10 protein-coding genes are annotated in these 18,035 nt (G+C 67.7%); 7 read left to right on the forward strand and 3 right to left on the reverse strand.

Annotated features, from left to right (window positions below):
• Positions 1-190: 190 nt before the first annotated feature.
• The gene (locus WKB25_RS20585) at positions 191-739 is read right to left on the reverse strand and encodes a Dps family protein (RefSeq protein ID WP_049468393.1); all 549 of its coding nucleotides are present in this window, start codon (positions 737-739) and stop codon (positions 191-193) included.
• An 86-nt stretch (positions 740-825) separates the two neighbouring features.
• Between WKB25_RS20585 and hrpA the strand changes: the two genes are divergently transcribed.
• Positions 826-4,911: an ATP-dependent RNA helicase HrpA gene (gene hrpA / locus WKB25_RS20590; RefSeq protein WP_340572689.1), complete on the forward strand. Its 4,086-nt coding sequence runs from the start codon at positions 826-828 to the stop codon at positions 4,909-4,911.
• Positions 4,912-5,018: 107 nt separating this feature from the next.
• Here the strand turns inward: hrpA and WKB25_RS20595 are convergent, their stop codons facing one another.
• Positions 5,019-5,555 (reverse strand): hypothetical protein, encoded by a 537-nt coding sequence (locus tag WKB25_RS20595; protein WP_340572690.1) that lies wholly within the window; start codon positions 5,553-5,555, stop codon positions 5,019-5,021.
• Between the two features lie 130 nt (positions 5,556-5,685).
• On the opposite strand from WKB25_RS20595, the gene WKB25_RS20600 reads away from it, so the two are divergent.
• Together WKB25_RS20600 and WKB25_RS20605 are read left to right on the forward strand one after the other, a co-directional pair.
• Positions 5,686-7,842, forward strand: a complete 2,157-nt coding sequence (locus tag WKB25_RS20600; RefSeq protein ID WP_340572691.1) for a bifunctional (p)ppGpp synthetase/guanosine-3',5'-bis(diphosphate) 3'-pyrophosphohydrolase — start codon at positions 5,686-5,688, stop codon at positions 7,840-7,842.
• A gap of 30 nt (positions 7,843-7,872) precedes the next feature.
• Positions 7,873-9,438, forward strand: coding sequence for a hypothetical protein (locus WKB25_RS20605; RefSeq protein WP_340572692.1), 1,566 nt, complete (start codon positions 7,873-7,875; stop codon positions 9,436-9,438).
• On the opposite strand, the gene WKB25_RS20610 is transcribed toward WKB25_RS20605, so the two are convergent.
• Positions 9,435-11,534 (reverse strand): glycosyltransferase, encoded by a 2,100-nt coding sequence (locus tag WKB25_RS20610; protein ID WP_340572693.1) that lies wholly within the window; start codon positions 11,532-11,534, stop codon positions 9,435-9,437. The genes WKB25_RS20605 and WKB25_RS20610 overlap by 4 nt on opposite strands.
• Before the next feature lie 95 nt (positions 11,535-11,629).
• Here WKB25_RS20610 and mrcB point away from each other — a divergent pair, with 95 nt between their 5' ends.
• From mrcB to tsaB, 4 genes are all read left to right on the forward strand, one after another.
• Positions 11,630-14,071, forward strand: coding sequence for a penicillin-binding protein 1B (gene mrcB, locus WKB25_RS20615; RefSeq protein WP_340572694.1), 2,442 nt, complete (start codon positions 11,630-11,632; stop codon positions 14,069-14,071).
• Positions 14,068-14,604, forward strand: a complete 537-nt coding sequence (locus WKB25_RS20620) for a hypothetical protein (RefSeq protein WP_100553286.1) — start codon at positions 14,068-14,070, stop codon at positions 14,602-14,604. Before mrcB ends, WKB25_RS20620 begins: the two co-directional genes overlap by 4 nt.
• A gap of 561 nt (positions 14,605-15,165) precedes the next feature.
• A complete protein-coding gene (locus tag WKB25_RS20625; RefSeq protein ID WP_340572695.1) occupies positions 15,166-17,214 on the forward strand; it encodes an ATP-dependent DNA helicase in 2,049 nt (682 codons plus the stop codon).
• 9 nt (positions 17,215-17,223) lie between these two features.
• A complete protein-coding gene (tsaB, locus tag WKB25_RS20630) occupies positions 17,224-17,937 on the forward strand; it encodes a tRNA (adenosine(37)-N6)-threonylcarbamoyltransferase complex dimerization subunit type 1 TsaB (protein ID WP_340572696.1) in 714 nt (237 codons plus the stop codon).
• The last annotated feature ends 98 nt before the right edge of the window (positions 17,938-18,035 follow it).

Below are 18,035 nucleotides of genomic sequence, written 5' to 3' on the forward strand. Positions count from 1 at the left end.
GGTCCGGTGGCGGGGGCGTGAGCGCCATGGATGGCGCGACCGAGCCTCCATGGACGGATTCACGGCGTCCCCCGCCACCGGACCCACCCCGCCAACCCACAGGAAACCAGCTTTTGCTTCGGCCGTTGCCGTTGCCGTTGCCGTTGCCTCTGCGGGTGCAGGGCGCAGCCCTGCCGGAAACCCCAAACGCTTACTGGAGCAGGGAACGCAGCATCCACGCGTACTTCTCGTGGGTCTGCAGGCGCTGGGTCATCAGATCCTCGGTCGGGGCATCGTCGCCCTTGGAGGCCACATCCAGCACTTCACGTGCCGTACGGCAGACCGCTTCGTTGGCGACCACCAACTGGCGTACCATTTCACGCCAGTCCGCACTGTCGGTCAGGCCCGGCTCCTCGACGATCGAGGTCAGCGCAGCAAATTCCCGGTAGGAGCCCGGGGCATTGAAGCCCAGTGCGCGGATGCGCTCGGCCACATCGTCCAGTGCCGCCCACTGCTCGGTGTATTGCGTCTCGAACATGGTGTGCAGCGAGTTGAACATCGACCCGGTGACATTCCAATGGAAGTTGTGGGTCTTCAGATAGAGCGTGAACGCATCGGCCTGGAACCGCGCCAAACCGTCGGCGATCTTCTTGCGGTCGCCCTGGGTGATCCCGATATCGATGTTGGGGGCCGACGGCGCGGAAGCCGCAAGCTTCTGCTTGCCGGTCTTGGGCTTGGTCGTGCTCTTGGTCTTCGCCATGGGGTTCCTCCTTGTGGAATCGTTGGCCTTCACAATAAATCAGTCTTGATGACTGGTTGCATTCAAAGTTTTAAACGAACCGATTGATGAACGCTATCGACAAAATGCCGCAGTCCCGCCAGCGCCAACAGCGTGCCGCTATCGACGGCGCCATGAGCCGCGACCGTGGACGATTGCTGGGAATGCTCTCGCGTTGCCAGGCCAAGCCACAGGATGCGGCGCTGGCCGCCAGTTTCGAGCAGGCCTTGCAGGTTTCGGTGCAGCGCCGGCAGGCGCGGGCGCAACAACAGCCGGCCATTACTCTGGACCCTCAGCTGCCGATTGCGCGTGAAGCCGAGACCATCACCCAGTTGATCCGCGACCATCAGGTGGTGGTGATCGCCGGTGAAACCGGCTCGGGCAAGACCACGCAGCTGCCGAAACTGTGCCTGGCCGCCGGCCGTGGCCAGGCGGGCATGATCGGCTGCACGCAGCCACGACGGATCGCCGCACGTGCGGTGGCCAGCCGTGTCGCGCAGGAGCTGCAGAGCGAACTGGGCCAGCTGGTGGGCTACCAGGTGCGCTTCAACGACAAGGTCGGCGAAGACACCCGCATCAAGTTCATGACCGACGGCATCCTGCTTGCGGAAATCGCCAGCGACCGCTGGCTGTCGAACTACGACACGATCATCGTCGACGAAGCGCACGAACGCAGCCTCAACATCGACTTCCTGCTCGGCTATCTCAAGCAACTGTTGCGCAAGCGCCCGGACCTGAAGCTGATCGTCACGTCGGCGACCATCGACACCGAGCGTTTCGCCCAGCATTTCGACAACGCGCCGGTGATCAGCGTCGAAGGACGTACCTATCCGGTGGAGGTGCGCTATCGCGCGCTGGAAGGCGAGGGCGAAGACCAGGGCGAGCGCACGGTCAACGATGCGATCGTCTCGGCCATCGATGAAATCACCCGCCTGGATTCGCGCGGTGACGTGCTGATTTTCCTGCCGGGCGAGCGCGAGATCCGCGATGCGCACCAGTCGCTGGAGCGGCGCAAGTACCGCAATACCGAAGTGCTGCCGCTATACGCACGGCTGTCCAACCAAGACCAGGACAGGGTGTTCAACCCGGGTCCGAACCGGCGCATCGTGTTGGCCACCAACGTGGCCGAGACCTCGTTGACGGTGCCGCGCATCCGCTATGTGGTCGACCCCGGTTTCGCCCGCGTCAAGCGTTACAGCCCACGCAACAAGCTTGACCGCCTGCACATCGAGCCGATCTCGCAGGCCAGCGCCAACCAGCGCAAGGGCCGCTGTGGCCGTGTGGCCGAGGGCATCTGTTACCGCCTTTATGCCGAGGCCGATTTCCAGGCACGGCCGGAGTTCACCGATCCGGAAATCCGTCGCTCCAGCCTGGCCGGGGTGATCCTGCGCATGCTGCAGCTCGGCCTGGGCCGCATCGAGGACTTCCCGTTCCTTGAGGCGCCGGATGAGCGAGCCGTCGCCGACGGTTGGCAGCATCTGACCGAGCTGGGGGCGATCGACAGCGAGCGCCATCTGACCGCGATCGGCAAGCAGATGGCGCGCCTGCCGGTGGACGTGAAGCTGGCACGCATGCTGGTGGCTGCACAGGCCGCCGGCTGCCTGCGGCCGATGCTGGTGATCGCCTCGTTCCTGGGCATCCAGGACCCGCGCGAACGACCGCCCGAGGCACGTGGCGCAGCTGACACCGCACACGCACAGTTCGCCGATGGCCGCTCCGAGTTCGTCGGTGTGCTGCGCCTGTGGGACGCCTATCGCCAGTCGCATGAGGATCTGACCCAGTCCAAGCTGCGTGACTGGTGCGGTCGCCACTTCCTCGGGTTCCTGCGCATGCGTGAATGGCGCGAGCTGCATCGGCAGCTGCGCCTGCTGTGCGAGGAACTGGGCTGGAAGGAGGAAGCCAACGAGGCATCGATGGCACCGCTGCTGGCCGGCAGCAGTGCGCCGCCAGCCGCACGCGACGATGCTGCTGCGGTGAAGGCGACCCGTGGCCAGCTGCACCGTGCTGCGCGCCTGGCCCGCGAGGGCAAGGCCGAAACGGCGCCCGCGCCGGTCGCCGCCCGTGCGCAGAAGGACCAGTCGCCCGACGGCGGTGGTTACAGCGAACGCGTTCGCGCCACGGCTTACCAGACCCTGCATCGGGCCCTTGTGGCGGGCCTGCCCACGCAGATCGGCCATCGCAGCGAGAAGGGCGATTTCCAGGCGCCGCGCCAACGGCGTTTCCTGCCATTCCCCGGCTCGACGCTGTCCAAGCGGCCGCCGCCGTGGCTGCTGGCGGCCAACCTGCTGGATACACAGAAGGTATGGGGCATGACCCTGGCGGCAATCGAGCCGGACTGGGTGATCGCCGAACTGCCGCACCTGCTGCTGCGCAAACACTTCGATCCGCACTGGTCGCGTGCGCAGGGCCAGGTGCTGGCCTCCGAACAGATCAGCCTGTTCGGGTTGGTGCTGGCACCGAAGAAACCGGTGCATTACGGCCGCATCAATGCCGGCGAAGCGCACGACATCTTCGTGCGCCAGGCGCTGGTGACCGGCGAGATCAACACCCGTGCCAGCTTCGTGGCCGACAACCAGAAGGTGCTGGAGCAGGCGCGCGAGGAAGAGGCCAAGCTGCGCCGTGCCGGCATCGTCGCCGACGAGGACTGGCAGGCACGCTGGTACCTGGACCGGGTGCCGCCGCAGATCCACTCCGCGTCCGGGCTGGATGCGTGGTGGAAGGCATTGCCGCCGGAACAGCGCAAGGGCCTGCACTGGTCATTGGTGGATCTGCTGCCGGGCGAAGGCAGCGAGCAGGAGCGCTACCCGAAGTACCTGGCACTGGGCCAGGCGCGGCTGCCGCTGCACTACCGCTTCGAGCCGGGTGCCGAGGATGATGGTGTGACCCTCGACGTCCCGCTGCATCTGCTCAACGCGCTGGATGCAGTGCAGTTGGGATGGCTCGCGCCCGGCTTTGTTGCCGACAAGGCGGCCGCGCTGATCCGCAGCCTGCCCAAGGCAATGCGGCGCAACTACGTGCCGGCGCCGGATTTCGCGCGTGCGTTCTACGAGGCCTTCCCGCAGCCCAGCGCCGACGCGATCACTGGTGAGCTGGCGCGCTTCCTGTCACGGGCAACCGGGGCAAGCGTGGCCGCGACCGATTTCGAGCCCGGTTCAATCGAGCCGCACCTGCACATGAATCTGCGCCTGCGCGACGAGCAGGGCAAGGTGCTGGCGACGTCGCGCGACCTGGATGCGCTGCGTGCGAAGTTCGGCGGCCGTGCCGGCGATGCATTCGCCGCGCGTGCCGGGCGCGAGATGGCGGCCGATGGCCTGCGCACCTTCCCGGCCACACCGATTCCGCTGCAGGTACCGGGTGAAGCCGGCGTGCCGGCCTATCCCGCGCTGAAGGATGAGGGTGACAGCGTCGCATTGCGTATCTACGCCGATCGCCAACAGGCCGAGGAATTACACCCGCTCGGCGTGCGCCGGCTGCTGGAGATCGGCCTGGGCGAGAAGATCAAGCAGGCACGCAAGCAGTTGCCGGTCGCGCCGAAAACCGGACTGTTGTACGCCTCGATCGAAACCCAGGAACGCCTGCGTGGCGATCTGGTCGATGCGGCGATGAATGCCGTACTGGCCGACGGCCTGGGCGATATCCGCGATGCGGTGGCATTCGAACAGCGCCGCGAACACGCAGCAAAAACGCTGTTCGGCGAAGCCATGCAGCGGTTGAAGCTGGCCGAGTCGATTCTTGCCCTGGTGGCCGAGTTGAAGCCGATGCTGGAAGCGCCGTTGATGGGCTGGGCGCGCGGCAATCTGGATGACATGGAAGCGCAGCTGGTCGGGCTGATCCATCCGGGTTTCCTGCGTGACACGCCGGCTGACGCCCTGGCGCAGTACCCGCGCTACCTGAAAGCGATGATCCTGCGCACCGAACGTGCCAAGCGCGATCCGCCGCGTGACCAGGCGCGCATGCTGGAACTGCATCCGTTCCTGGAGGCGTTGCAGGTGGGCGAGCGGCAGGGCCTGCGCGAGCGGCCGCAGTGGCAGGCACTGCGCTGGGACCTGGAAGAACTGAGGGTGTCGTTGTTCGCGCAGGAGCTGGGCGCACGTACCGGTATTTCGGCGAAGAAGCTGGCGCAGCGGGTGACCGCACTGCGGCAGGCGTCGTAACCCTTCGCCTGACCCCGCCGGGTGCTCGCCGGTGGGGTCAGGCGGAATGCCATCCACGCATGGCGTGGATCTACTGCGGGTCCCGGCGGTAGCGGCCGATGGTGCCGTTACTTGGTGCGACGCACCTTGGGCTGGGTGTTCACGCCTTCGACCTTCAGGTACCACACGCCCATCACCCCGGGGCTGATGCTGACCTTCGGCGACTGCTTGCGCACGCCGGAAACCGAGGTGGCATCGGTCTGTTCCCACTGCTGGCCATTGTCCAGCACGTAGATCCGGCCCTGGCCGAAACCGCGGAACTCGCCCTGCAGCACACCGCTGATCGGCTCGTTGCTGCCGAAGTCGAAGAAGCCGCGGTTCTTCACGATCACTTCCTGGCGGCCTTCCTCGCGCGCTTCTTCGCGCACCGCAGCGACGGCTTCGGTGGTGGCGGCTTCCACCTTGCCCTGCAGCCAGCGGTTCAGCGTGGCCAGCTCGGCGGCATTGAGCTTGTCCAGGCCAGCGGCCTTGAATTCGGCTGCAGACATCTGCTGCTGCAGGTCACCCTGCACCACGCGCTGGGCCAGCGCGGGCGCCGACAGGGACAGCAGCACGGCGGCACAGGCCAGCAGGCGAGGGCGGAAAGGTAGGGTGATCGAAGGCATGGCGGAACTCTCCGGTGGATGTCGGCGAGTGTAGCGGCATGTCCACATTCCCGGCGATGGTGGCCGCGGCGATTGTTCCTGAACGGCTGCGGCGCTAGTGTAGGGTCTTCTGTCTTGCCTGCTCGATGCTGTGAACCGCGCTTCCGTCCCCGGCCTGGATGCCTTGTTGAACCGTCCCTCGGCAGCCGTGCTGCCTGCTCCGCTGCGCCAGGCCCTGCGCGGGCACTGGGAAGCGCCGGACTGCGACCCGCAGATGCGGGCCAGCTGGTCGGTGCTGGGCGATACCCTGGACGCGCTGGCGATGCTCTCGGCAGACGAGGGCGCTGTGGTGGCGGCCCTGCTGTTCGATCTGCCGGGCCTGCGCGTTCACCTCGACGCGTTGCCGCTGGGCAGCCACAAGGCGGCGGTGATCGGCCTGCTCGATGGCCAGGATGCGGCCGACCCTGTTTGGGCCCTGCATGCCGGTCGCGAGGCGGGCCGCAACAGCGAAGGCCTGCGCCGGTTGCTGCTGGCCATCATCCGCGACCTGCGGGTGGTGCCGATCCTGCTGGCCCGGCAGCTGGCGCGCATGCGCGCGGCCGACAAGCTTGATGAGGAGCAGCGCCGCGCGCTGGCCCAGTTGACCCGTGACATCCATGCGCCGCTGGCCAACCGGCTGGGCATCTGGCAGCTGAAATGGGAACTGGAAGACCTGGCGTTCCGCCACCTGGAACCGGAAACCTACCGACGCATCGCGCGCGAGGTCGACGAAACGCGCATCGCCCGCGAGCGCTACGTCGAGAACGTGAAGAAGGTGCTGTCGCGCGAACTGGGCGTGCAGGGCATCCGTGCCGAGGTCAGTGGCCGGCCCAAGCACATCTACAGCATCTGGCGGAAGATGCAGAAGAAGCGCCTGGCCTTCGACCAGTTGTATGACATCCGTGCGGTACGGGTGATGGTCGACGACGTGGCCGCCTGCTACGCCGCGCTCGGCGTGGTGCATGCGCTGTGGGCGCCGGTGCCGAGCGAGTTCGACGATTACATCGCCCGACCCAAGGCCAATGATTACCGCTCGCTGCACACGGCGGTGGTTGGCCCGGAAGGGCGCACCATCGAAGTGCAGATCCGGACCCACGACATGCACGCGCAGGCTGAGTTGGGCGTGGCCGCGCACTGGAAGTACAAGGAAGGCGGCAAGGGCGCGGAGAAGTCGTTCGATCGCAAGATCACCTGGATGCGGCAGCTGCTGGAACAGGCACAGGACGGGCAGGGCAATGAACTGGCCGGGGCGCTCGATGCCGAGCTGACCGAGGACCGGGTCTATGCGCTGACTCCGAAGGACGAGGTGCTGGACCTGCCGCAGGGTGCCACGCCGCTGGATTTTGCCTACCAGGTGCACACCATGGTCGGGCATCGTTGCCGTGGGGCCAAGGTCAACGGCCGCATCGTGCCGTTGACCTACCGGCTGCGCAGCGGTGATCGGGTCGAGATCCTGACCGGCAAGGAGGCCGACCCGCGCCGGGATTGGCTGATGCCCGCCAACGGCTTCCTGGCCAGCAACCGCTCGCGCGAGAAGGTGCGCAGCTGGTTCCACAAGCTGGACCGTGCGCGCAACGTGCAGGCGGGGCGCGAGCTGCTGGAGCGCGAACTGAAACGGCTGGGCCTGCAGCATTCGGACCTGTCCGCGGCGGCGAAGAAGTTCCATGCCGACAGTGTCGATGACCTGTACATCCAGGTCGCGCTGGGCGATACCGGCCCCAACCAGGTCAGCCGTTCGCTGCTGGAAGCCGAGCGTGCGGCCAGCCAGCCGGCGCCGACGGCGGCATTGCCGCGGCCGACCGCGCGCCGCGAGAACCTGGGCAAATCCAAGTTCACCGTACAGGGCGTGGGCAACCTGCTGGTGCAGCTGGCGCGCTGCTGCCAGCCGGTGGCAGGCGAACCGATTGTCGGCTACCTGACCCGTAGCCGGGGTGTCACGGTGCATCGTGCAGACTGCGTCGCACTGGCGCGGCTGGCAGCGACCAGCCCGCAAAGGATCCTGCCAGTGGAATGGGGCCAGGCCGGCGGTGGCTATGAAGTGGACGTGGTGGTCGACGCGGTCGACCGCCGCTGGCTGCTGAAGGACATCACCAATCTGATCGCACAGGAAGACGCCTACGTGCTGGACATCCACAGCGACAACGTCCGCAACAGTGGCCGCGCGCATCTGCGCCTGCGGCTGAAGGTCAGCGACTACGGCCAGTTGTCGAATCTGCTGGGCAAGCTCGATGCGCTGCCCGGCGTCAGCGAGGCGCGTCGTCTGGGCTGAGCTTCACGCTGCCCCGGCTACCCTGCACGCATGGAACGCGAGCCCCCGCATCGCTCACACGGCGCCGCACATCCGGCGCTCGATCGTGTTCGCCGCGAAAGCCGCTGGTGGTGGCTGCAGGCGCGCCATGCACGCCGGGTGTGGCGTTGGGCGCTGTTGGCGGCTGCAGCGGTGTTCGTGCTGCTGGTGCTGGTGCGCAAGCCGCTGGCCGACTGGTTCTGGGATGAGCCACAGATAGAACAACTGCTGGCCGAGGGCGATCGCGCGCTGACCGAAGGCCGCTTGACCGCGGCCGACGGTAGTGGCGCGCGCGAACGCTACCAGGCGGTGCTGGCGTTGGACGGCGACCGCCCGCAGGCGCGGCAGGGCCTGGCCCGCACCGGCGCGGCAGCGTTGCAGCAGTCGCGTGAGCGGCTGCAGGCGGGCGACCTGGATGGCTGCGCGCAGGCGCTGGCGTTGGCGCGTGAGCTGCAGGTGCCGCGCGCCGAAGCGGATGCAGTGGCCCAGCAGCTGCAGGCGCGTCGTCGCGCCGGCGCTGGCATCGGCGCGTTGCTTGCGCAGGCCCGCAATGCCTTTGCAGCGGGGCGGCTGGACGACGGCGACAGCAGTGCGTTGCCGTTGTTCCAGCGTGTGCTGGCGCTGCAACCGGACAACCTGCCTGCACTGGAAGGGCGCGAGGACGCATTGAGCGATCTGCTGCAGCAGGCGCGAGCACAGGCCGCGCGCGGCGAGCTGGCCACGGCGGCCGCGATCCTGCAGCGTGCACGCCAGTTCGATGCAGGTCATTCCGAGCTCCCTGCCAGCCAGGAAGCGCTGGCCCAGGCCGTCGACCAGCGGCTGCAGCAGGGTCAGCGTGCGCTCAAACGGCAGCAGCTCGAGACGGCTGCAGACAGTTTCCAGGCCGTGCTGGCGGTCACCGCCGATGATCCCGCTGCATTGCGGGGGCGCGAGCAGACCGTGCAGGCATTGCTGGCGCGCAGCCAGAAGCGGGCCGACGACTTCCAGTTCGAGGCGGCCGACAAGGATGCTGCGCTCGCGACGGGGCTTGGTGCTTCGCAGGCAGCGCAGCAGCAGTTGGCACAGCGCCTGCAGCGTGCGCGGCAGGCGCGTCAGTCATTGCAGCAGCCGGGCATCAGTACGGCCCAGCGTGAGCGCCAGCTGCGTGATCGGTTGCGCCAGATCGACCGCGCCGAGCGTGCCGGACAGTGGATCAGCCCTCCCGGTCACAGCGCCTTCGATGCGCTGCGCGAAGCGCAGGCACTGGCGCCGCGCGACAGCCGCGTCAAGGCGGCGGCAGCGCGCCTGCTGCCCGCCAGCAGATCCTGTTTCGATGACAACCTGCGACAGAACCGGGTGCAGGCTGCGGGCGCCTGCCTGCAAGCGTGGCAGACCCTGGCGCCGACGGCCGCAGGATTGCCCGATGCGCGTGCCCGCCTGGCGCAGCGCTGGCTGGCGATCGGCAGCGAGCGGCTGGGTCGCGGTGATGTGGAATTCGCCGCCTCGGCCGTGGAGCAGGTGCGGCGGCTGCAGCCGGATCTTGCCGAACTTCCCGCGTTCGAGGACCGCCTGCGGCACGCTGGCGGTCACATCGATTAGTCGAAGAACACCCGCTGCACGGTCGCCGACGCGGCATCCAGCGAGAAATGCTCGGCCACGTTGGCCAGGCCAGCGGCGGCCAGTTGCTGCCACAGCACAGGGTCCTGGTACAGGCGGACCACCGCATCGGCAAAGCCCGCTGCATCATCGGCTACCAGCACATCCTGGCCGGCGCGCAGGTGCATGCCTTCGACCGCGCAGGTGGTGCCGACCACGGGCTGGCCATGGGCCATGCTCAGATTGATCTTGCCCTTCACGCCGGCGCCGAAACGCAGCGGCGCGATGGCGATCCGGGCACCGTCCATGTACGGAACGATGTCTTCGACAAAGCCGTGCATCTCCACGCCCGGCTGGGTAGCGGCCAGTGCAAGCAGCGTGTCCGGTGCGCCGGCACCGATGCAATGCAGGCGCACCTGCGGCAGCGCATCGCGGATGCGCGGGAATACATCGCCGATGAACCACTCCATCGCATCCAGGTTCGGCGGATGGCGGAAGCCGCCGACGAACACCAGGTCGTGGCGCTGCGCGAACGGTGCGCCCGCGCCGGCCACTTCATGCAGGTTGGAGATCAGCTCCACCCGCACCTGGGGGGCATCGGCCTGCAGCTGTTCGCGCTCAGCGGCGCTGACCAGCACGGTGATGTCGCACTGGTCCATCACTGCCAGTTCGCTGGCGCGGGTGCGGTCGGCGTTGCGCAGCAGGCCAGCATCGCCGGCCACTTCCGCACCACGGCGCTCGCGCAGGTAGTGCAGGTCGACGGTGTCGAACACGGTGCGGGCCCGCGGTGCATAGCGTTTGAGCAGCGGCAGGCATTCGTTGGCGACGTGGTGGCGCACCATCATCACCACGTTGAAGCGGGTGCCGTGGCTGCGCAGCCAGCCTGCAACGCCGACCAGGAAGGGCGTGTACCAGACTTCCACGCCCATCCGCTGCAGGGCTTCGGTCGCCACGCCGCCATGTTCGCGCCGGGTGGGCACGAACACCACGTGGGCGCCGCCCTGCAGCAGCAGGCGGATCAGGTTGACCTGCCGCAGCGAGCCGGAGTCGCGCTCCGGGCGCGGCACCTCCTCATCCAGGATCAGCACCTGGCGCCGGCCGCGCAGCAGCAGCGCCGGCGAAGGCACTTCGCCAACCTTCGGATGGGAGGCCAGTTCAGCTGCCCATCTGGTTGCGAAAATGCCTTGGTTGCGTACCTGGTAGGCCTTCACGCCGCTGCCGGTATCGGTGCCGTTGCTGGTGCCTTCATCGTGGATCACCCGGCTGGCCGGCTGCACCAGCACGCGCAGGCCCTGTGCACGCACGCGGAAGGCCAGGTCGGTGTCTTCGTAGTAGGCCGGCTTGTAGCGGGTGTCGAAGCCGCCCAGCTGCTGCCACAGTGCACGGGGCAGCATCAGCGCGGCGCCGGAGCAGTAGTCGACGTCGCGCAGGCTGGCGAAGCGGGGATCATCGGCCGCTTCGAAACGGCCGTAGCTCCAGCCACTGCCATCGCCGAAGATCACCCCGCCCGATTCCTGCAGGCGGCCGTCGGGGTACAGCAGCTGGCTGCCGACCAGGCCGGCATCGGCGACGGTCGCAAAGGTGTCCAGCAATGCCTCCAGCCAGCCCGGCTGCGGCACCGTATCGTTGTTGAGCAGCACCACGTAGCGACCGCGCGTGCGGGACACGCCATCGTTGCAGGCCTCGATGAAGCCACCGTTGCGCTCGCGCACTTCGTAGCGCAGGCCGCTGATCTGCGGCATCCACTGCACCGTTGCGTCGCTGCTGCCGTCGTCCACCACGAGGATCTCGCAGGCCACTGTCGGCGGGTGCGCGGCCAGGGCGCGCAGGCAGGCCAGGGTATGGTCGACGTGGTTGTAGACCGGAATGACGATGCTGACGTCCGGCGTATCGCTGGTGGGCACCGCGAAGGGAGCGAACGGCTGTGCCGGTGGCAGGTACAGGGGTTTGCGCGGTGCTGGAACGGCGCGCTGGCTGTGCACCCGGATCCGCTGCCAGGTGGCCCGCCAGCCGCGGGTGCGCAGGCTGGCCAGGCTACGGCGGGCCAGCCCGGTGAGGCGATTGATCAGGTAGCGGATTTCGGCCAGGGACATCGCCATCCGGGTGCAACTCCAGCTTAAGCAGGGGGGCCGGGAGAATTCGCCTGCCGCAGCGGCTGGGGTAGACTCGCCAGACCCTACATTGTCGCATTCCCGTGCCCCGACGCTACGATTCAGACGATATCGACAATTTCGACGACGACGACCAGCAGGACACCGGCCCGCTCTGGCGCCGCCGGCTGATCACCTGGAGCATGGCGGCGGTCGCGTTGGGATTGGGTTTCCTGATCCCCTATACGCTGTACCTGAACCAGCAGGTGACGCAACGTTTCGGTGAACTGCGCTGGCAGATCCCGACGCGCGTCTATGCACGCCCGCTGGTGCTGATGCCCGGCAAGGCGATGGATGCGGCGACCCTGAAGACCGAACTGGCCGCCTCGGCCTATCGCGATGATGGCCAGGGCAAGGAACCGGCAACCTATGCGGTGCAGGGCGGCCGCTTCGTCATTTCCAGCCGCGGCTACAACGATGTCGATGGCCAGGTCGCGGCGCGTCGGGTCGAGCTGTCGCTGTCCGGCGGCAGCATTGCTTCGCTGCGCGACGCCGACAGCCGCAAGGCGCTGAAGGCGGCCCGCATGGATCCTGCGCGCATCGCCACGCTGTATGGGCAGAAGCAGGAAGAGCGCCGCCTGATCCGTATGAACGAGGCCCCGGACCTGTTGGTCACCGGCCTGCAGGCGGTCGAGGACAAGGACTTCAACCGCCATCACGGCATCGATCTGTCCGGTATCGCGCGCGCGGTCTGGGTGACGGTCCGCTCCGGTGGGCAGAGCCGGCAGGGCGCTTCGACCCTGACCCAGCAGCTGGCCCGCAGTGGCCTGCTGGGCATCGGCAAGGAACAGACCGTCACCCGCAAATTCAACGAAGTGCTGTACGCGTTGATCATGGAAGCGCGCTATGACAAGCGCACCATCTTCGAGGCGTACCTCAACCAGGTGTATCTGGGCCAGCGCGGCAGCCAGGCGATCCACGGCATGTCCTCCGGCGCCGAGTTCTGGTTCGGCCGTGATCTCTCCTCGCTGGAAACCGAGCAGATCGCGCTGTTGATCGGCCTGGTCAAGGGGCCGTCCTACTACGACCCGCGGCGCAATCCCGAGCGCGCGCTGGACCGTCGCAATTTCGTGCTGGGCAAGCTGCACGAGGCGACCCTGATCGACGATGCCGAGTACCAGCGGGCGTTGAAGGCGCCACTGGGCGTGCCCAAGACCCCGGGCCTGGTGGCAGCCAACCGCTTCCCCGCCTACGTTGACCTGGTGCGTCGCCAGCTTGGCCACGACTATCCGGAATCTGCGTTGCAGGGCGCCGGCTTGAGCGTGATGAGCGGCATGTCGCCGTCCGCGCAGGCGTATGCCGAAGGCGCGGTCACGCGCACCATCAAGTCGCTGGAAAGCAAGCGTCGCCCCGAGCTGCAGGCCGGTCTGGTGATGACCGACGTGCACAACGGTGACGTGGTGGCGGTGATCGGCAGCCGCGATGTGTCCGAGGTCGGCTTCAACCGCGCCATCGAGGCGCAGCGCCCAGTCGGCTCGCTGCTGAAGCCCTTCGTGTACCTGCTGGCACTCGCGCAGCCGGACCGCTATTCGCTGGCCAGCTGGGTCGACGATTCGCCGGTGACCGTGCAGCTCAGCCGCGGCCGCAACTGGAATCCCGGCAATGCGGATAACCGCAGCCATGGCACCGTGCGCCTGATCGACGCGCTGGCCCATTCCTACAACCAGGCTACGGTACGCGTGGGCATGCAGGTTGGCCCTGAGCGGGTGACCCAGCTGATCCACGTGCTGGCCGGCATCAAGGCCGAGGCAAACCCGGCGGTGATCCTCGGTTCGACCGACCAGAGCCCGTACGCGATGGCGCAGCTGTACCAGTTCCTGGCATCGGGCGGCGAGATCCAGCCATTGCACGCGGTGCGTGGCGTCCTCGATCCGCAGGGCAAGCTGCTCAAGCGCTACGACAAGACGCCTGCGCCGGCACAGGAGGGTGACTCCATTGCCGCCAACCTGATCAGCATCGGCCTGCAGCAGGTGGTGGCCAGTGGTACCGCGCAGCGCTTGAATGCCGATGGCCTGGGCCGCCTGCAGCCGGCTGGCAAGACCGGCACCACCAACGATGGCCGCGACAGCTGGTATGCCGGTTACACCGGCGACCACCTGGCGGTGATCTGGATGGGCAACGACCAGAACGAACAGGCCGGCCTGTACGGCGCCACCGGCGCGATGCGCGTCTGGTCAGGCATCTTCCAGCGCCTGCCGACCGCGCCGCTGAAAGTCAGCAACAAGGGCCTTGACTGGCAACCGGTCGCAGCGACCGGGACCAACAGCACTGACGAAGGCTGCCCCGGCGCGCGACGTTTCCCGTTCGTGGTGGGTTATGCGCCTGCTTACGAGCCGTGTGCACCAGCCGCCTTGCCGGACGCGCAGGGCGGTGCGGAAGGCGAGGGCGGCGGTTGGCGCAGCTGGTTCGGCCTCGACCGTAAGCCGGAACCCGCCGCCGAACCTGCCGCAGCACCCACTGCAGCGACTCCTCCTCCAAGCCGATGATGCCGATGACTATCCGTTCGCTGTTCCAGCCCCTGGTCCTGAGTGGCCTCAGCCTGGCCCTGGCGGCCTGCGTGAGCAGCGCGCCGCAGGTGGTCAAGCCGGTGGACACCACCACGCCCGCACAACGGCTGGCAGCGGTGGAAGCCGCCGCTGGCCCGGATGACAAGGAACTGTCGGTGCAGCCGTTGCGCGATTCGCAGGTCGAGGATCTGCGGCAGACGGCGCTGACCCAGCGCCAGGCCAATGATCTGGCTGGCGCGGCCGGCAGCCTGGACCAGGCGTTGCAGATCGTGGCCGGCGATCCGTCGGTATTGCAGGAGCGCGCGGAACTGGCGTTGCTGCAGGGCCAGTGGGCGGAGGCGGAAACGTTCGCGCGCAAGGCCGTGGATCTGGGTTCGAAGACGGGGCCGTTGTGCCGCCGGCACTGGGCGACGATCGAGCAGGCGCGCCTGGCACGGGGCGAGAAGGAGAATGCGGTGTCCGCGCACGCGCAGATCGAAGGTTGCACGGTGCCGGGGATCAAGCGGTACTGAGGTATTCCTCTCCATCGGGCGCTGCCCCCTCTGCGGCGGGCGGGCTGATGGTCTGATGTGGGTTGGCCGGGTGGATGGACTGGGCAGGGGACGCTGCAAGTACGTCCATGTAAGCTCGGTCGCCGCATCCATGCGGCTCACGCCCCTGCCCAGCCCATCCACCCGGCCACGGACAGTTTCCTGCGGCCGCCGCAGGCAAGAACAAAATCAAAAACAAAAGCGGGTCGCGCGCTACGCGCACTCGCTGAGGGGTCGGAACCGTTTTCCAAAGTAAAACGGCTCCGACCCCTTCTACTTTCCCGTCAAACCAACCGCTTCCGCTCTGCCTTTGCATTCCGTCACCGGGAAACTGTCGAGGGTGGGGCGGGCAGGGCAGGCAGGACCGTTGGCGCCATGGATGGCGCCATCGAGCCCCCAGGGATGGGTTTACGGCGTGTCCTGGCTGCCCTGTCCGACCCACCCCGGCACGTAGCAACCCAGAGCCATGAACAAATGCTGTTGCCGTTGCTCCGGCCTGAAACGGGTGCCGGGCAGCGCCCGGCCGGGTATCCTTTCCACCTGATGTCCGACCTTGTCCATGCCAGCCGCGAAGCCCTCAGCGAAGGCGGCGCGCTCGCCTCCCATCTGGATGCATTCGTCCCGCGTCCTGCGCAGCTGCGCCTGACCGAGGCCATTGCCGCGTCGATGCAGCAGCGCGATCTGCTGCTCGCCGAAGCCGGTACCGGCACCGGCAAGACCTTTGCCTATCTGGTGCCGGTGCTGCTGTCCGGCATGCGTACCATCATTTCCACCGGTACCCGCGCGCTGCAGGACCAGCTCTACCACCGTGACCTGCCGCGCGTGCGCCAGGCGCTGGGTGTCGGCCTGCGCAGTGCGTTGCTGAAGGGACGCAGCAACTACCTGTGCCGCTATCGCCTGCAGCAGGCCCGCGGTGAACCGCGATTCTCCAGTCCCGAACAGGCGGCACAGTTCCAGCGCATCCTGGCCTGGTCGGGTCGCTCGGATTCGGGCGATATCGCTGAACTCGATGGCCTGGCCGATGACTCGCCGCTGCTGCCGATGGTCACCTCCACCGTCGACAACTGCCTGGGCAACGAGTGTCCCTTCTGGGATGACTGTTTCGTCGTGCGTGCCCGCCAGCGTGCGCAGGCCGCCGATCTGGTCGTGGTCAACCACCATCTGCTGCTGGCCGATCTCGCGCTCAAGCAGGAGGGCTTCGGTGAGCTGCTGCCCGGTGCGCAGGCCTTCGTCATCGACGAGGCCCATCAGTTGCCTGAGCTGGCCGCGCAGTTCTTCGGCGAGGGCTTCGGCATGCGCCCCTGGCAGGAGCTGGGCCGTGACTGTCTGGCTGAAGCGCGCGGCGTGGGTGGCGCGCAGTCGGCATTGCAGGAGCCGGTCGATCATCTGCAGCAGGCCTTGTCTGCGCTGCGTGCTGCGATGGAGGGCTTGCCCGCGCGCGGCACCCAGTGGCGCGCGTTGGCGATGCCGCAGGTGCGCGAGGGTTTCGATGCGGTGATGTCCAGCCTGGTGGTGCTGGAGCAGGCACTGCAACCGTTGCGCGAAGCTGCTGCCGGCCTGGATGCCTGCCATGCGCGTGCGCGTGAGGCGATCTCGCGACTGGGCCGTTGGCTCGGCGATGAAGAGCCCGTACTCGACTTCGATGCCGATCCCACCGAAACGACCGCGGCCGCCGGCGACGTGCTCTGGTACGAGCTGACCCCGCGCGGTTTCCGCTGCCAACGCACGCCGATGGATGTGTCCGCGCCGCTGCGCGAACATCGCGAGCGCAGCCACGCAGCATGGATCTTCACCTCGGCCACGCTGACCGTTGGCGGCGGCTTCGAGCACATCGCCACGCGCCTGGGCCTGGACGATCCGCAGACGCTGGTACAGCCCAGCCCGTTCAACTGGCCCGAGCAGGCGCTGTGCTACCTGCCTGAAGGTCTGCCCGATCCAGCCGCGCGGGGTTTCGGAACCGCACTGATCCAAGCGCTGCGTCCGGTGCTGCAGGCGTCGCAGGGCAGGGCGTTCCTGTTGTTCGCTTCGCATCGTGCGTTGCGCGAGGCGGCCGAGGCGTTGCGTGATGGGCCTTGGCCGCTGTTCGTACAGGGCGAAGCGCCGCGCGCTACCCTGTTGCAGCGTTTCCGCGAATCCGGCAACGGCGTGCTGCTGGGCTCGGCCAGCTTCCGCGAGGGCGTGGATGTGGTGGGCGAGGCATTGAGCGTGGTGGTGATCGACAAGCTGCCCTTCGCCACGCCCGATGATCCGGTGTATGAAGCGCGGCTGGAGGCAATCCGTACCCAGGGCGGCAATCCGTTCCGCGACGAGCAGTTGCCACAGGCGGTCATTGCCCTGAAGCAGGGCGTTGGCCGCCTGATCCGCAGCGAGACCGACCGCGGGGTGCTGGTGCTGTGCGACCCGCGCCTGCTCAACCGTGGCTATGGCAAGGTCTTCCTGCAGTCGCTGCCGCCGTTCCGGCGAACCCGGGCACTGGTCGATGTGCAGGCCTTCTTTGCGCCACAATGGGCCCCCGTGGCAGATGCCGCAGCCCCGACCGCCGCCGTGGCGGGCCCGGAGCCGGCTCCCGGTGCCACGTTCCCCCTGTTCTGACCCGATCCGATGAAACTGCTCGCCTTTGAAACCGCCACCGAAGCCTGTTCCGTAGCCCTGCATGTCGACGGGCAGGTACTGGAACGCTTCGAGATCGCTCCCCGTCGGCATGCCGAACTGAGCCTGCCGTGGGCGGAGGAGCTGCTGGCCGAGGCCGGCATCAGCCGCCGCCAGCTGGATGGCATCGCGCTCAGTCGCGGTCCCGGTGCGTTCACCGGCGTGCGCTTGGCGATCGCCTTGGCACAGGGTATCGCGCTGGCGCTGGATCGCCCGTTGCTGCCGGTGTCGACGCTGCAGGTGCTGGCGCTGCGCGCGCCGATGGAAGAGAAACAGATCCTGTCGGCGATCGATGCGCGGATGGGCGAGTTGTACGTGGCACGTTTCGAGCGCGTGGATGGACTGCCGGTGGCCCGTGACGCCGAGCGCGTGTGCGTGCCAACGGCGGTGTCGTTGCCGGAAGACGCATCCGTCTACGGCGTTGGCACCGGGTTTGCCGCCGCCGAGGGCGCGCTGGTCGCGCAGCTGGGTGCGGGTCTGCGCCGCTTCGATGCGATGGCACTGCCGCATGCAGCAGATGTGCTGGCACTGGCGGTACCTGCGTTCGCACGCGGCGAAGGCATCGCAGCGGAGAAGGTCGAGCCGGCGTACCTGCGCGACAACGTGGCGCTGACGCTGGTCGAGCAGCAGGCTGCGCGGGACGCGAAGGCGAAAGCCAGCGGCTGAGCCCCTCGTGGCTTGGTTGGTCGCGTAAATCAAAAGCCGTGGGTTGGCCGGGCGGGTGGGCTGCGCAGGGGACGCCGTGAATACGTCCCTGTAGGCTC

The sequence above is a fragment of the Stenotrophomonas sp. G106K1 genome, assembly GCF_037969685.1.
Classification (GTDB): Bacteria; Pseudomonadota; Gammaproteobacteria; order Xanthomonadales; family Xanthomonadaceae; genus Stenotrophomonas; species Stenotrophomonas lactitubi.

What these genes read in the sequence shown, in the direction of transcription:
- WKB25_RS20585 (WP_049468393.1), bottom strand. Translation starts at nt 739, where the DNA reads ATGGCGAAGACCAAGAGCACGACCAAGCCCAAGACCGGCAAGCAGAAG.
- hrpA (WP_340572689.1), top strand. Translation starts at nt 826, where the DNA reads ATGAACGCTATCGACAAAATGCCGCAGTCCCGCCAGCGCCAACAGCGT.
- WKB25_RS20595 (WP_340572690.1), bottom strand. Translation starts at nt 5,555, where the DNA reads ATGCCTTCGATCACCCTACCTTTCCGCCCTCGCCTGCTGGCCTGTGCC.
- WKB25_RS20605 (WP_340572692.1), top strand. Translation starts at nt 7,873, where the DNA reads ATGGAACGCGAGCCCCCGCATCGCTCACACGGCGCCGCACATCCGGCG.
- WKB25_RS20610 (WP_340572693.1), bottom strand. Translation starts at nt 11,534, where the DNA reads ATGGCGATGTCCCTGGCCGAAATCCGCTACCTGATCAATCGCCTCACC.
- WKB25_RS20620 (WP_100553286.1), top strand. Translation starts at nt 14,068, where the DNA reads ATGATGCCGATGACTATCCGTTCGCTGTTCCAGCCCCTGGTCCTGAGT.
- WKB25_RS20625 (WP_340572695.1), top strand. Translation starts at nt 15,166, where the DNA reads ATGTCCGACCTTGTCCATGCCAGCCGCGAAGCCCTCAGCGAAGGCGGC.
- tsaB (WP_340572696.1), top strand. Translation starts at nt 17,224, where the DNA reads ATGAAACTGCTCGCCTTTGAAACCGCCACCGAAGCCTGTTCCGTAGCC.